15 protein-coding genes are annotated in these 12,516 nt (G+C 70.6%); 9 read left to right on the top strand and 6 right to left on the bottom strand.

All coding sequences use genetic code 11. The features are described 5' to 3' along the window. Nucleotides 1–55 precede the first annotated feature (55 nt). Genes QO011_RS20145 through QO011_RS20135 form a run of 3 tightly spaced genes read left to right on the top strand, consistent with a single transcriptional unit; the run spans nucleotide 56 to nucleotide 2,514 of the window. The gene (locus QO011_RS20145; protein WP_307275500.1) at nucleotides 56–1,033 is read left to right on the top strand and encodes an ABC transporter permease; all 978 of its coding nucleotides are present in this window, start codon (nucleotides 56–58) and stop codon (nucleotides 1,031–1,033) included. 1 nt (nucleotide 1,034) lies between these two features. Further along, nucleotides 1,035–1,763 (top strand): ATP-binding cassette domain-containing protein, encoded by a 729-nt coding sequence (locus QO011_RS20140; RefSeq protein WP_307275496.1) that lies wholly within the window; start codon nucleotides 1,035–1,037, stop codon nucleotides 1,761–1,763. Between the two features lie 7 nt (nucleotides 1,764–1,770). After that, complete coding sequence (locus QO011_RS20135) at nucleotides 1,771–2,514, top strand: SDR family oxidoreductase (protein ID WP_307275632.1); 744 nt, start codon at nucleotides 1,771–1,773, stop codon at nucleotides 2,512–2,514. Nucleotides 2,515–2,920: 406 nt separating this feature from the next. Here QO011_RS20135 and QO011_RS20125 read toward each other — a convergent pair whose 3' ends face one another. Together QO011_RS20125 and QO011_RS20120 are read right to left on the bottom strand one after the other, a co-directional pair. Then, nucleotides 2,921–3,664: an MBL fold metallo-hydrolase gene (locus QO011_RS20125; protein ID WP_307275494.1), complete on the bottom strand. Its 744-nt coding sequence runs from the start codon at nucleotides 3,662–3,664 to the stop codon at nucleotides 2,921–2,923. Between the two features lie 305 nt (nucleotides 3,665–3,969). Next, complete coding sequence (locus QO011_RS20120; RefSeq protein ID WP_307275493.1) at nucleotides 3,970–4,485, bottom strand: thermonuclease family protein; 516 nt, start codon at nucleotides 4,483–4,485, stop codon at nucleotides 3,970–3,972. Nucleotides 4,486–4,582: 97 nt separating this feature from the next. Here QO011_RS20120 and QO011_RS20115 point away from each other — a divergent pair, with 97 nt between their 5' ends. Both QO011_RS20115 and QO011_RS20110 read left to right on the top strand, forming a co-directional pair. Then, nucleotides 4,583–6,106: a sensor histidine kinase gene (locus QO011_RS20115; protein WP_307275491.1), complete on the top strand. Its 1,524-nt coding sequence runs from the start codon at nucleotides 4,583–4,585 to the stop codon at nucleotides 6,104–6,106. Between the two features lie 80 nt (nucleotides 6,107–6,186). Next, nucleotides 6,187–7,116, top strand: coding sequence for a zinc-dependent alcohol dehydrogenase family protein (locus QO011_RS20110; protein ID WP_307275487.1), 930 nt, complete (start codon nucleotides 6,187–6,189; stop codon nucleotides 7,114–7,116). Nucleotides 7,117–7,164: 48 nt separating this feature from the next. On the opposite strand, the gene QO011_RS20105 is transcribed toward QO011_RS20110, so the two are convergent. Then, nucleotides 7,165–7,458, bottom strand: coding sequence for a hypothetical protein (locus QO011_RS20105; protein ID WP_307275485.1), 294 nt, complete (start codon nucleotides 7,456–7,458; stop codon nucleotides 7,165–7,167). Nucleotides 7,459–7,534: 76 nt separating this feature from the next. Continuing rightward, entirely contained in the window at nucleotides 7,535–8,560 is a 1,026-nt protein-coding gene (gene cobT / locus QO011_RS20100; protein ID WP_307275482.1) for a nicotinate-nucleotide--dimethylbenzimidazole phosphoribosyltransferase, read from the bottom strand. 243 nt (nucleotides 8,561–8,803) lie between these two features. On the opposite strand from cobT, the gene QO011_RS20095 reads away from it, so the two are divergent. The 3 genes from QO011_RS20095 to QO011_RS20085 all read left to right on the top strand — a co-directional run bounded on the left by QO011_RS20095 (nucleotide 8,804) and on the right by QO011_RS20085 (nucleotide 10,871). Further along, nucleotides 8,804–9,595 carry an adenosylcobinamide-GDP ribazoletransferase gene (locus tag QO011_RS20095; RefSeq protein ID WP_307275481.1) on the top strand — a complete coding sequence of 264 codons (792 nt, stop codon included), beginning with the start codon at nucleotides 8,804–8,806 and terminating at the stop codon, nucleotides 9,593–9,595. Between the two features lie 15 nt (nucleotides 9,596–9,610). Continuing rightward, nucleotides 9,611–9,859 carry a DUF1289 domain-containing protein gene (locus QO011_RS20090; protein ID WP_307275478.1) on the top strand — a complete coding sequence of 83 codons (249 nt, stop codon included), beginning with the start codon at nucleotides 9,611–9,613 and terminating at the stop codon, nucleotides 9,857–9,859. A gap of 145 nt (nucleotides 9,860–10,004) precedes the next feature. Further along, the gene (locus QO011_RS20085; RefSeq protein WP_307275474.1) at nucleotides 10,005–10,871 is read left to right on the top strand and encodes an NAD(P)-dependent oxidoreductase; all 867 of its coding nucleotides are present in this window, start codon (nucleotides 10,005–10,007) and stop codon (nucleotides 10,869–10,871) included. A gap of 7 nt (nucleotides 10,872–10,878) precedes the next feature. On the opposite strand, the gene QO011_RS20080 is transcribed toward QO011_RS20085, so the two are convergent. Together QO011_RS20080 and QO011_RS20075 are read right to left on the bottom strand one after the other, a co-directional pair. Continuing rightward, nucleotides 10,879–11,088 carry a hypothetical protein gene (locus QO011_RS20080; protein WP_307275472.1) on the bottom strand — a complete coding sequence of 70 codons (210 nt, stop codon included), beginning with the start codon at nucleotides 11,086–11,088 and terminating at the stop codon, nucleotides 10,879–10,881. Between the two features lie 123 nt (nucleotides 11,089–11,211). After that, the gene (locus QO011_RS20075; RefSeq protein WP_307275469.1) at nucleotides 11,212–11,658 is read right to left on the bottom strand and encodes a MarR family winged helix-turn-helix transcriptional regulator; all 447 of its coding nucleotides are present in this window, start codon (nucleotides 11,656–11,658) and stop codon (nucleotides 11,212–11,214) included. Between the two features lie 69 nt (nucleotides 11,659–11,727). On the opposite strand from QO011_RS20075, the gene QO011_RS20070 reads away from it, so the two are divergent. Then, nucleotides 11,728–12,465 carry a DUF899 domain-containing protein gene (locus QO011_RS20070; protein ID WP_307275467.1) on the top strand — a complete coding sequence of 246 codons (738 nt, stop codon included), beginning with the start codon at nucleotides 11,728–11,730 and terminating at the stop codon, nucleotides 12,463–12,465. Nucleotides 12,466–12,516: the final 51 nt, after the last annotated feature.

Genomic DNA, 12,516 nt, shown 5'->3' with positions numbered 1-12,516 from the left:
GGAGAGGCAGCGTCTCTCCCATCCCCTCCCTGACCAAGGCGCGGGCGCCCGGCCGATGAAGCGGCTCCTGAAGATCTATCTGGAGAAGCCGGAATTCGCCGGGGTGGCGCTGCTGGTCATCCTCGCGGCCGTCTTCCAATGGCGCTCCGACGGCGTCTTCCTGTCCGCGGACAATGTCCGCGGCATCCTCGGCATCCTGCCCGAGGTCGGCCTGGTCGCCGTCGGCGTGACGCTGCTGATGATCTGCGGCGAGTTCGACCTCTCCGTCGGCTCGGTCTTCGCGCTGATGCCGATGTCGGTGGCGATCCTCCTGGGCGACGGCGTGCCGTTCTGGCCGGCGGTCGCGGCCGGCCTCGCCGTCTGCGCCCTGATCGGCTTCGTCAACGGCGCGGTGACGGTGCGCTTCGCCATCCCGAGCTTCATCACCACGCTCGGCATGCTGTTCATCGCCCGCTCGCTCACCGTGGTGATCTCCGGCGGCTTTCCGCCGCTGCTCCCCGACGACATCCCCGCCTGGGTGTTCACGCAGTTCATCGGACCGAACGATCTCTTCCGCATGTCCTTCGTCTGGTTCGCCGGCCTGGCGGCGTTGGTCGCGGCGCTGCTGTCGCTCACCAATTTCGGCAATTGGGTCAAGGCGACCGGCGGCTTCGTCGACGCGGCCGCGTCGATGGGCATCCCGGTGCGCCGGGTCAAGATCGCCTGCTTCATGCTCTGCTCGATGCTGGCGGGCCTGGCCGGGCTGATCCAGGTGCTGCGGCTCGGCTCGCCGCTGCCCTCGATCGGCGAGGGGTTGGAGCTGCAGGCCGTGGCGGCTGCCGTCATCGGCGGGGCGGCGCTGACCGGCGGCATCGGCACCGTCTTCGGGGCGATCGTCGGGGCGCTCCTGATCCGCATCATCGACAACGGCCTGGTGCTGAGCCAGGTCGACGCCAACTGGTTCAAGTTCGCCATCGGCCTGCTCACCATCCTCGCCGTGGTCGCCAACGCCTGGCTGCGGCGGACGGCGCGGCGCATCAAGCTGGAGGGCTGACATGGTGCCGGTCATCGAATGCCGCGGCCTGCACAAATGGTATTCGGGCGTCCACGCCCTCAAGGGGGTCAGCCTTTCCATCGCCCCCGGCGAGGTTGTCGGCCTCGTCGGCGACAACGGCGCCGGCAAGTCGACGCTGATCAAGATCATCTCCGGCGTGCACGGGCCGGACCGCGGCGAGATCCTGGTCGACGGCAAGTCGGCCCGCATCGCCACCCCCAAGGATGCGATGCGCCTCGGCATCGAGACCATTTACCAGTACAACGCCATGGTCCCGACCATGTCGATCGCGCGCAACCTCTTCATCGGCCGCGAGCCGCTGAAGGCCTCGTTCTTCGGCATCGGCCTGCTCGACCAGGCCCGGATGCGCGCGGAGAGCGTCAAGGCGATCGCCGACGTCGACCTGCACCTGCGCTCGCCCGATGCCCTGGTGGGCGAGCTCTCCGGCGGCCAGCGCCAGGGCGTGGCCATCGCCCGCGCCATGCATTTCAAGTCCAGGGTGCTGGTGTTGGACGAGCCGACCAATCATCTCTCGGTCAAGGAGACCAGCAAGGTGATCGGTTTCGTGCGCGGCCTCAAGGCCCAGACCATCACCGGCATCTTCATCTCCCACAACATGCAGCACGTCTTCCAGTCCTGCGAGCGGGTGGTCGCCATGGCGCGCGGCGAGATCGTCTTCGACAAGCCGACGGTCGAGACCAGCATCGAGGAAGTGCAGGAGCATCTTTGAGATGGCCATGATCGATCTTGCCGGAAGGACGGTGCTCCTGACCGGCGCGCTCGGCTCCCTCGGCCGGGTGCAGGCCGAGGCCCTGGTCGCGGCAGGCGCGGCGCTGATCCTGCTCGACCGTCCCGGCCATGCCGGCGCCGACGCCATGCTGGCGGGGCTCGGCCCGGCGGCGCGCTATCTCGGCCAGGACCTCAACCATCCCGCCGCCGCCAAACAGGCGGTCGCGGCGCTCGCCGAGGAGACCGGCGGCATCGACGTGCTGATCAACAATGCCGCCCTGATCATCAACCGGCCGTTCGAAGAGTTCTCGATCGAGGAGTACGAGGACCAGCTGCGCGTCAACGCCGCCGCCGCCTTCGCCCTGGCGCAGGCCGTGGCGCCGGGCATGAAGGCCAGGGGCTATGGCAAGATCGTCAATTTCTGCTCCGTGACGCTGAACGGGCGCTGGGAGGGCTATGTCCCCTATGTCGCCTCCAAGGGCGCCATGCTGGGCCTGACCAAGTCGCTGGCCCGCGAGCTCGGTCCGCACGGCATCCGCGTCAATGCGGTGTCGCCCGGCGCCGTCGTCTCCGAGGCGGAGGCGCGCGTGTTCGGCGATCGCCTCCAGCAATACAACGACTGGATCCTGGAGAATCAGTCGCTCAAGGCCCGCATCGAGCCGCGGCACGTCGCCGACCTCGTGCTGTTCCTGGTCTCGCCGGCCTCCGACATGATCAGCGGCCAGAACCTGGCGATCGACGGCGGCTGGTAGGCCGTCGCGCGCCGGCTGGATTCGCTCCGGTCATGGCGGCGTGGCCATGCCGGCCCCAGCTTCTCCGTCGTACGTCTACAAGTTTATGATGTTGTGCGCATGCAAGTCGATAATGCCGCGCGATTGCAAGCCCTATCTGCAGATCCGCCGGATGCGCACCAATCCGACCAGGGGGCCGCCGCCAATCGTCTTGCCTTCAGCGAAGAAACCCGGGTGTCGACGGGCGCGATGAGGCGCCGCGCGAGGGGCGGGCGGCTACGTGGCACACGGTCATCGGGCCACGACCCTCGCTGGACTGAGGCTTGCCGGCATTCCCGGGCGCCTCGCCCTCGACGGGCCGATCAGGCGGTTCGCCTTCGAGACCTCTGACGATCGGGTGCTCCTGCCCGAGCTTCGTCCCGGCGACTCAGAGCTCGAACACCCGGCCGTCCTCAGCCACGTCGAACAGAGCCCGGTCGACCGCGTCGAGGCGCTTCAGCATCTCCGGCCCGAGATGGGTGAGCACGATCGCTGCCGCATCGAACGCGTCGCGCCTGGCCAGGATCGTCGTGTAGTCGAGATGGGTCGGGGTCGGCCGGTAGGCGAAGCACTCCAGGAAGAACAGGTCCGTGCCGCGGGCGATCGCCGGCAGCGCGTCGGTCCATTCGGTGTCGCCGGAATGGACGAAGGCCTTGCCGTCCGCCTCGATCCGCACGGCGGTCGGCGGGGCGCCGCAGGGATGGACCACCTCGACGGTGCGGATGTCGAAGCCGCAGAGGCTGTGGCTCGCCCCAGGCTCGATTTCCTCCACCCGCCAGGAGAAGCCCCAATCCGACCGGTTGGCCGATCCGTTGAACAGCACCTCGTTGGCCGAGCGCAGCCGTTCGCCCGTGCCCGGCGGTCCGGCGATGACCAAGGGCCGCCGTCGTGCCCGGAGCCATTGCGCGTCGAGCAGGAAGAAGGGCACGCCGCCGAAATGATCGCCGTGGAGATGGGTGAGCGCGATGAGGTCGATGCGGTCGGGATCGACGCCGTAGGTGTTGATGGCGGACATGGTCGAGGCGCCGCAGTCGAGAAGGCAGGCGGCCCCGCCGGCCTCGATCAGCGTCGCCGCCTGGAACCGGCCGCCGGAGCCGAAGGCATCGCCACAACCCAGGATGGTCACGCGCATGGTCCGCGGCTCCGGCTGGACGTGCGTGCGCCGCCGGGCGTCGACTGGACGTGCGGCGCGCCGGCAAGCTGCCGGCCGGGCGTGCGCGGCCGCGGCCGTGCCGCCGTCCATGCCTGCCTCCTGACCCAAAAACTGCCCCAAAGCCGCTCGCGCGGCCTCCAATCGGTATGGATCGGACCCACCCAACTCTCCCGGCCGCGGCTGCCCCGTCGCGTGCTCACCTCCACGATTGCATGCCACGGTCGACCGCGCTGTGCAAAGTGATACATCGCGAAGCGGCCGCCGCAGGCCAAGGAGCCGGGGGCTTAGGGCTCTTGTGCAACGCTTTCGTGCATGCGGCGAGCCCGGCGCCACGCCGCCGGCCGCTCGAAGGCGCCGGCCCAGATGCCGCGGCGGGCGCGCCGCGCCGCCGCTTCCTCGGCCCAGCAGCAGCCATCCGCCACCGCCTGGCCGTCGGCGACCATGCGGGCGCCGAGATCGCCGGCGCCCGCCGTGCAGGTCGCCAGGACGCGGTGATAGACGTCGCGCCCATGGCCCTCGCAGCGCACGCCTGCCGTCACCAGGGCGCGCAGCGCCTCGCGCGCCCGCCGGCCGCAGGGAACGGCGATGCCGCCGGCCTCGCAGCTCTGGCCGAGCTCGGGCGCGTCGATGCCGACAAGGCGCAGCCGCTCGCTGCCGAGCGCCAGCGTGTCGCCGTCGATGACATAGGCCCGGCCCTCGAACACCGGCGCCGTGCCGCGGGTCAGCTTGATGGCGATGACGATCAACAGGACGACCAGCGCATAGGCGGCGACCATGTCCAGAAAACGCCGCAGTTTCATTCAGCTTCGCCCGGGATTCTCAGCGGATCGTTAACGTTTCCTGCCCACTCTGCAAACCCTGCGGCGCCCCACGGGCGCCGTGCAGAAGGGCGTCGGCATGCGTATGGAGACGGGCGAATCGGCCGGAAGGGACCGGGGCGGTTTCGCGCCTTCGCGCCGCCGCGACGTTTCGCTGAAGCTTCGCGACGTGCGCGAGCGCCTGACCTCGTCGAACGGCCTGCGCCAGGCCTTCGACGTGGAGATGATCCGCCAGTTCGCCCAGAGCCGGCTGAGCGCCACGCTGGCGGTCGCGGTCATGGTCACGGCGGTCGCCTTCGCCGCCAGCCTCTGGGGCAACCGCGTGCTGCTGGCGATCTGGTGGATGACCTGCTTCTCCACCCAGGCGACCATGGTGACGCTGTCGAGCCGCTTCCTCGACATGTCGGGCGGCCCGATCATCTCCCGGATCTGGCGCCGGCGCTTCGCCCTTGCCGAAGGCCTGAATGCGCTCGCCTGGGTGATCCTGGCGGTGCAGCTCTGGATGGTCGGTGCCGACGCGGCGCGCTATTTCGTGCTGTTCCTGATGATGCTGGTCGTCGCCATGGCGACGATCCTCTCCGCCACCCTGCCGGCGGTGATGTATGTCGGCGCGGTGCCGATCTCGCTGGTGGTGGTCGGCCTGGCCATCGCCTCGGGCAACGCGGCGATGACCGCGATGGCGATGATGGCGCTCGGCACCGCGGTCTATTTCATGATCCTCGGCCACCGCCTGCACGACTTCACCGTGGAGACGCTGGAGTTTCGCGCCGAGAAGGATTCGCTGATCACCGAGCTTGAGCAGGCCAAGGCCAATTCCGACGAGGCGCGCCGCCGGGCCGAGGAGGCCAACCTCGCCAAGTCGCGCTTCCTCGCCACCATGAGCCACGAGCTGCGCACGCCGCTCAACGCCATCCTCGGCTTCTCCGAGGTGATGAAGTCGGAAGTGTTCGGGCCGCTGAACATCCCGACCTACAAGGAATACGTCGCCGACATCCATGCCAGCGGCCAGCACCTGCTCAACCTGATCAACGAGATCCTCGACCTCTCGCGCATCGAGGCCGGGCGCTACGAGCTGAAGGAGGAGGCCGTCCACCTCGTGCATCTCGTCGACGAGTGCCAGCACCTGCTCAAGCTGCGCGCCAAGGCCAAGGGCATCAAGGTGCACCAGGTGTTCGAGAGCGGCATGCCGGCGATCTGGGCGGACGAGCGGGCCGTGCGCCAGATCGCGCTCAACCTGCTCTCCAACGCCATCAAGTTCACGCCTCAGGGCGGCGAGGTCTTCCTCAAGGTCGGCTGGACCTCGGCCGGCGGCCAATATCTGCTGATCGCCGATACCGGCCCGGGCATCCCCGAGGAGGAGATCCCCACCGTGCTCGCCAGCTTCGGTCGCGGCTCCCTCGCGATCAAGACGGCGGAGCAGGGCACCGGCCTCGGCCTGCCGATCGTCAAGGGCCTGGTCGACCTGCACGGCGGCAAGTTCAGCCTGCGCTCGAAGCTGCGCGAGGGCACCGAGGTCACCGTGATCTTCCCGGCCGAACGGGTGATGGAGGCGCTTCCCCCGATCGTCGACGGCAAGCCGGCCCGACGGGCACGGGCCGCCTGAGCCCCAGAGCCCGTCCGGCACGGGCGAGGACTGCGCCACCCCTCTGGGCTCTGCCGGCCGTCGGCTGTAGAGCATTCATCATGCAACGCGTCGTCGCCCGCCGGTTCGGTCCGCCCCAGGAGGTTCTGCAGTGCGAGGTGGCTTCGCCGCCGGCATTGGCACCGCAGGACGTCATCGTCCGGATGCGGGCGTCACCGATCAATCCCTCGGACCTGATCACCGTCGGCGGCGCCTACCGGCACCGCGTGCCGCTGCCGTTCGTGCCGGGGTTCGACGGGGTGGGGGTCGTCGAGGAGATGGGGCCGGCGGCGGCCGGCGTCCGCCTCGGGCAGAGGGTTCTGCCCCTCGGCGCCGCCGGAGGGTGGCAGACGCTGAAGGCGCTTCCGGCTGAATGGTGCGTGCCCGTGCCCGACGACCTGACGGACGAGCAGGCGGCGACCGCCTATGTCAATCCGCTGACCGCGCGGCTGATGCTGCAGCGCCTGGCTCCGGAGCCCGATCAGCTGGTCGGGGTCAATGCCGCCAACTCGGCGATCGGCCGCATGCTTCTTCGCCTGCTTCACCGTGCGGGCGCCCGCGCGGTTGCCGTGGTGCGCTCGGCGCGGGCCCGGGCCCTGCTGCAGGACGAGCCGGCGGCTGAGATCGTCCTGCAGGGGCAGGCCCTGCCGCCGCTGGCGGGCGGCTTCGATGCGGTCGGAGGGGCGGACGGCGACGCCATGGCCCGCGCCGTCGCCGCAGGCGGCACCCTGCTTCACTATGGGCTGCTCTCCGGCGTTCCATTGCCTGCCGACCAGGGACGGGTGCAGCTCTTCCCGCTTCGGGCCTGGGTTCACGCCGTGAGCCGCCCAGAGCTTCACGCCGCCATGGCGCAGGTCTTCCAGGACATCCGGACGGGCATGCTCGGCACCGCCGTCGAGGCGCGATATGCCTTCGGCGACGTGCAGGCTGCCCTGGCCCGCCACGCCTCCCCGGACCGGCGGGGAAAGGTGCTGTTCTCAGCGCCGGAATGAGCGGGCGCGGCGAGCGCCGCCGAAGGGCAGGGCGCCTGCCGCAGCCCCTCAGTCGAGATTGCCGGCCCTGGGCGAGACGTAGAGGCGCAGCGGCCCGAGCTCGGTGTTCTTGCGGGCGTCGACGTCGACCCGGGTGTCGTCGCCGAAGTGCAGGCCACCCTTCGATCGGCTGACGAAGCCGGCGCTGACGTCGCCGCTCATCTTGACGCAGAAGCCGCTCGATTCCGAATAGATGAAGCCCACGCCATAGGAGGCGCAGCGCGGATCCGTGTCGCCCGCTCCGGCCGGCGCCGCGGCGAGCAGCGGCAGGAGCCCGAGGGCGGCGGTCGCAAGGCGAGCCATGGTCATCCCTTCCTGAGCAGCGTCTCGTGCCTTCAATCGGCCGCGATCATGGCCCGATTGAGGCCATCCGTCCATATCACGCCTTGTCGGTCACGCCGGCCTGGGCGAAGGTCGCCATGCCGCGGTGGCAGGCCAGCGCCGCCTTGATCACGGCGACCGCCAGCGCGCCGCCGGAGGCTTCGCCGAGCCGCATGCCGAGATCGAGCAGCGGCTGCTTGCCGAGGCGCCGCAGCACCTCGCCATGCGCGCCCTCGGCCGAGAGATGGCCGGCGATGCAATGGTCGAGCGTCCGCGGATCGAGCGCGTGCAGCACCGCCGCGGCGGCGCAGACGACATAGCCGTCGAGCACGACCGGCACCCGCTCCGAGCGAGCGGCGAGGATCGCGCCGGCCATGGCGGCGATCTCGCGGCCGCCGAGGCGGCGCAGCACCTCGAGGGGATCGGCGAGATGCGCCTTGTGGCGCGCCACGGCCGCGGCGACCGCCGCGGTCTTGCGCTGGAGGCCGGCATCGTCGACGCCGGTGCCGCGCCCGACCCAGTCCCTGGCCTCGCCGCCGTAGAGGGCATGGTAGATCGCCGCGGCGATGGTGGTGTTGCCGATGCCCATCTCGCCGAGCACCAGGAGGTCGGTGCCGCCGGCCACCGCCTCCATGCCGAAGGCCATGGTGGCGGCGCAGGCCGCCTCGTCCATGGCCGGCCCCTGGGTGATGTCGCCGGTGGGAATGTCCAGCGCGAGGTCGAACACTTTCAGGCCGATGTCGAAGCTGGAGCAGATCTGGTTGATCGCCGCGCCGCCGGCCGAGAAATTCTCCAGCATCTGCCGCGTGACTTCCGGCGGGTAGGGCGAGACGCCCTGGGCCACCACGCCGTGATTGGCGGCGAACACCGCCACCATCGGCCGCGACACGGTGGGCGGGGCGGTGCCCTGCACCGCCGCGAGCCATTCCACCACCTCCTCCAGCCGTCCCAGGCTGCCCGGCGGCTTGGTGAGCTGGCGGTCGCGCTGGCGCACCGCCTCCACCGCCTCGGTGCTGAGATCGGGCATCAGCTTGATCAGGGCGCGGATGTCGTCGAAGGGCAGGGCGGTGGCGGCGAGAGCCATGGGATTCCACTCCTGGGGCGGGATCGAGCCGGGATGGCACGAGGGCGGCGCGCGCTTATAGCGGCGGCGGCGGGCGGCCGAAAGCCCGTCACGCGACGTCATTTCGACCATGGCGACATTCCCGCGCATGCAGGCCCCTCTGCTTGGCCTCTGAGATTTTGCAGAATTTTCGAGACCGCCCTGTGGGCGGAGCTCGGAAATTCTGCTTAGGAGGGGCGGCTGCAACGACATCCGCGAGGGCGCGTGTCCGACTATCCCGCTTCCGTCGCCCGGGCGCTGCGCTTCTGGTCGCGGCTGCCGCTGCCGGTGCTGCCCTTCGAGATCGACCCGCACGCGCCGCCGGTCATGACGGTGCTGGCGCCGGCCGCGCCCGCCGCCGGCGCTCTGATCGGCCTCCTCGGAGCCCTGGTGCTGGCGCTGGCGCACGGGCTCGGGCTCCCCGCCTGGCCGGCGGCGATCGCCGCCGTCGCCGCCCTGGTCCTCGCCACCGGCGCCCTGCACGAGGACGCGCTGGCCGACGTCGCCGACGGCTTCGGCGGTGGCGGCACCATCGTCCGCAAGCTGGAGATCATGAAGGACCCGCGGCTCGGCAGCTACGGCGCCGCGGCCCTTTCGCTGGCCCTGCTGGCCAAGGTGGCGCTGCTCGGCGAGCTCCTGGCCCGGCACGGACCCTGGCGGGCCGCCGCCGCGCTCGTCGCCGCCGCGGCCATGGCGCGCATCGCCGGGCTGTGGCCGCTGGTGGCGCTGCCGCCGGCCCGCGTCGACGGCGCGGGCGCGGCGGCGGGCATGCTCGCCCCGCGGCCCTGGCGCGTCGGCGCCGGCATCGGCGCGGGCATCGCCGTCGTGCTCGTCCTTCCCGCCTGCGGCTGGCTGCCGGCCGTGCTGGCGCCGGCGGCCGCCCTGGCCACGGCCTGGGGCGTCGCCCGCCTGGCCGACCGCCAGATCGGCGGCCAGACCGGCGATGTCTGCGGCGCGGCGACCGGCCTCGCCGAGCTCGCCTTCCTCGCCGTCGCGCTGGCCTTCTCTCGAGCCTGACCGCATAGTGGCGCCATGCAGGTCACCTCCACCCCATGCCTCGCCATCTGCCGCATCGATCCCGCCAGCGGGCTGTGCATCGGCTGCGGCCGCACGGCACGGGAGATCGGCGACTGGGTTGTCATGACCGAGCCCGAGCGCCTGGCGCTGATGGCGCGGCTGCCGGACCGTTTCGTCGCCGAGCCCGGCCTGGCCGCGGCCCGCGCCGCCTTCGACGACGCCATGGCGGCGCGCCGGCGCGTCGGCCGTCGGCGCCGGGCCTGAACGGAGACCGCCCCGCGATGCCGCCCGCAGGGATGAGCACCGCCTCCGGCCGCTTGTCCGGCGCGATGGAATGGCGCATGAGGCGCCATCCGCGTCCGGCGACCGACGCCCCGACCTTTCCACCGCAACCGATGGAGACGCACCGATGAAGCTCGCTTTCCTGGGCCTGGGAGTCATGGGTTTCCCGATGGCCGGTCACCTCAAGGAACGGGGCGGCCATGACGTCACGGTCTACAACCGCACCATCGCCAGGGCCGAGGCCTGGGCGCGGCGTCATGGCGGCGCCATGGCGGCGACGCCGGCGGCCGCGGCGGCCGATGCGGACATCGTCTTCGCCTGCGTCGGCAACGACGACGACCTGCGCGCGGTGACCACGGGCGAAGGCGGCGCTTTCGCCGGCATGAAGCCGGGCGCGGTCTTCGTCGACCACACCACCGCCTCGGCCGAGGTTGCCCGCGAGCTCCATGCCAGGGCGCGGGAGATCGGCCTCGGCTTCGTCGACGCCCCGGTCTCGGGCGGCCAGTCCGGCGCCGAGAACGGCGTGCTCGGCGTGATGTGCGGCGGCGACGAGGACGTCTATGCCAAGGTCGAGCCGGTGATCGCCCACTATGCCCGCGCCTGCAAGCTGATGGGCCCGGTCGGGTCGGGGCAGCTGACCAAGATGGTCAACCAGATCTGCATCGCCGGCCTGGTGCAGGGCCTGGCCGAGGGCATCCATTTCGCCAGGAAGGCCGGCCTCGACCTCGAGCGGGTGATGAGCGTCATCTCCAAGGGGGCGGCCCAGTCCTGGCAGATGGAGAACCGCTGGAAGACCATGGACGAGGGCAAGTTCGATTTCGGCTTCGCCGTCGACTGGATGCGCAAGGATCTCGGCATCTGCCTGGCGGCGGCGCGCGACAGCGGGGCACGCCTGCCGGTCACGGCGCTGGTCGACCAGTTCTACGCCGAGGTGCAGGCCATGGGCGGCCGGCGCTGGGACACGTCCAGCCTTCTCGCCCGCCTGGACCGATAGGCGCGCCTCAGTCCCGGCGGCGCAGCGCGAACCAGGCGAGGTAGCCGCCGATGACGATCACCAGCCCGCCCATGATCAGGTCCTTGGTCTCGGTGGACAGCATGGTCTGGCGCTGCATCTCGGCATAGCGCCTCGACATGTCCGGGTTGCTGAACACGTAGATGGAGGCGCCGGCGAGGGCGATGAGAAGGGCGGCGAAGATCCAACGGCTGTTCATGGGCTCCGATCGGGTTGGCGCGGACGCTGAGGCATAGGACGATTCCCGTCCGCAGGGAACGGCAGGCCTCCCGCTTCATCCTCGAGCATGGGCCACGGATTCGGCCTTTTTGCGGCCTGCCGCTCAGCACAGCGCCCTGAGATCGGCGCGCAGGCGGTGGGGATCGCCGGCGGGCAGCCGGCGCTCGACCTCGGCATGGGTGCGCTCCCAGACGGGAAAGGCGCTCGACAGCAGGGTGCGGCCGGCGTCGGTCAGCGTCAGCAGCCGGCTGCGGCGGTCGGCCGGATCCGATGTCACCGCGACGAGGCCGCGGCGCTCGAGCGGCTTCAGCGCGGCGGTGAGCGTGGTGCGGTCCATGGCGAGCAGGGAGGCCACCGACCCCATGCTCGGCGCCGCCGGGCGATTGAGCGACATCAGCAGCGAGAACTGGCCGTTGGTCAGCCCCAGCGGCCGCAGCGCCTCGTCGAAGCGCCGCGCCAGCGCCCGCGCCGCCCGCTGCACGTGCAGGCAGAGGCAGGTATCGCGGACCAGGATGGTCGTGGCGAAGGCGATGTCGAGGGGCTTTGACATGGATGATTTATGTTGATATCAACCTTCCATGTCAAGGCTCGTCTGAAAGCCGGCCGCAAGGAGGAGAGCATGCAGCCCCACCCCGTCGTATCCCGCGAAGAATGGCTCGTCGCCCGCCGCGCGCTCCTGGCCAGGGAGAAGGAGGCGACGCGCCAGCGCGACCGGCTCAATGCCGAGCGCCTCGCCCTGCCCTGGGTGAAGGTGGAGAAGGCCTATGCCTTCGAGACGCCGGCCGGCCGCAGGACGCTGGCCGAGCTGTTCGACGGCCGCGGCCAGCTGATGGTCTATCACTTCATGCTGGGACCGGACTGGAGCGCGGGCTGCCCGGGCTGCTCCTTCCTGGCCGACCATCTCGACGGCGCGCTGCCGCATCTGGAGCATCACGACGTGACGCTGACGGCCGTCTCGCGCGCGCCGCTGCCGAAGATCGAGGCCTATCAGCGCCGCATGGGCTGGCGCTTCCCGTGGGTGTCCGCCTTCGACAGCGACTTCAACCACGACTTCCACGTCTCCTTCACCCCGCAGGAGCTGGCGGGGGAGAGCGTCACCTACAATTTCGCCGAGATCCCGCCGAGCCGCGCCCATGACGAGCTGCCCGGCCTCAGCGCCTTCATCAAGGACGAGGCCGGCACGGTGTACCACACCTATTCCAGCTATGCCCGCGGCCCCGAGGAGCTGATCGGCACCTACATGATCCTCGACCGCGCCCCCAAGGGGCGCAACGAGACGAAGGGCATGAGCTGGATGCGCCGCCACGACGAGTATGAAGATGCGCCGAAGGCGCATTCGTGCTGCTCCACGTCGTAAAGGGGCGCGCGGCCGAGGATGCGCCGAAACGCCGATGCCCGGCGTCCGTCA

Origin of the sequence: Labrys wisconsinensis, assembly GCF_030814995.1 — a bacterium.
GTDB classification, from domain to species: Bacteria; Pseudomonadota; Alphaproteobacteria; order Rhizobiales; family Labraceae; genus Labrys; species Labrys wisconsinensis.
This window is presented reverse-complemented; position numbering and strand designations above follow the sequence as displayed.